This window comes from Hydrogenivirga sp. 128-5-R1-1, from assembly GCF_000171895.1.
The window spans coordinates 1-1,343 of the sequence record NZ_ABHJ01000395.1 but is presented as its reverse complement, the minus strand read 5'-3'; the positions used below and the strand labels follow the sequence as shown (position 1 = coordinate 1,343).

Annotated in this window: 1 protein-coding gene; it reads right to left on the bottom strand. The window is 30.7% G+C overall.

The genetic code is table 11. The features are described from left to right. Positions 1 to 1,248: AMP-binding protein (locus HG1285_RS01290; RefSeq protein ID WP_008289431.1), on the bottom strand; the 1,248-nt coding region annotated here is incomplete at its 3' end. Between the last annotated feature and the right edge of the window lie 95 nt (positions 1,249 to 1,343).

The following is a 1,343-nucleotide window of genomic DNA, read 5'->3' as shown; positions in this document are numbered from 1 at the left end:
CCTGTCAACAATATATATGTATCCATCTTCATCAACATATCCCAAATCTCCTGTTAAAAGCCATCCGTTAATGACTGTTTGCTCCGTAGCTTCTGGATTTTTATAATAACCTTTCATGACGTTATCGCCTTTTACTATTATTTCACCTATTTCTCCTGTTGGAAGTTCAATTAATTCATCATTTACAATTTTTACCTGATAATCAGGAAGTGGTAGCCCAACTGATAGATTTTTTTGTTTTTCAAGCCTATTAATGGACACAACAGGAGAAGCTTCAGAAAGACCATACCCTTCAAGAAGAGGTACTTTAGGAAACTTTTTCTTCATTCTTTCCAGTGTGGCTTCTGAAAGAGGAGCACCTCCCGATACAAAGGCTCTGAGCCTGTTAAACCACATAAAATACCATGGAAGTTTTGCTTTTGAAAGTGCATTATAAACTTCTGGAACGCCCATAAATATAGTTATTCTCTTAAGTAGAACTTGCTTTAAAATATTGGAAAATGGGAATATTGATTTAATTACAACAATAGGTGCTCCAAGATAGAGAGGCAGTAAAACAGTTGCTGTAAGTGTAAAAGTATGAAACATTGGAAGATAAACAATAAATCTATCTTTGTGAGATAAAGGAACTATTTTTGTAATATTTATAAGATTAGAAAATATATTTTTGTAAGAAAGCATCACTCCTTTTGGTTTTCCGGTTGTACCTGATGTGTAAATGATAACTGCAGTATCCTCAAGGCTTGCTTTAGGCTTTATATGTTCATAATCTGTTAAAGTTAAGCCTTCTTCAAAAGAAAGATTATGCGAATCTAAGTTTTTAGGATTTCCTGACCATATAATTTTTTCTAAAGACGGGATTTGCTCTAAAATTCCCTTTAAATCTTTCTCAAATTTATCTTGCGTAATTAATAATTTTGACTGGCTGTTTTCTAAAATATACTCAATTTCATGTCTTTTTAAAAAAGTATTTATTGGTACAGGAACAGCTCCTAACTTTCCAATTGCAAGGAATGCAATTATAAACTCTTTTGAGTTTGTCATCAAAATTGCAACATTATCTCCCTTTTCAATACCTGCAACTTCAAGATATTTTGAAAAAGAATCAACCTGATTTTTTAGCTGTTTATGTGTAATTTTTATATCATCTTCAAAGATTATAGGTTTTTTACCTAATTCTTGTACATTTTTTTCTATAACTTCATAAAAATTATTGTATGGATATTTAACTTCCTGAATTTCTTTCATCCTTTACCTCTTTTAGAATTTATATCCAAGAGAAACATCTATAAGATACCCATTTAAATTTGAAAATTTACCATTTATACCATTAACATTATTGC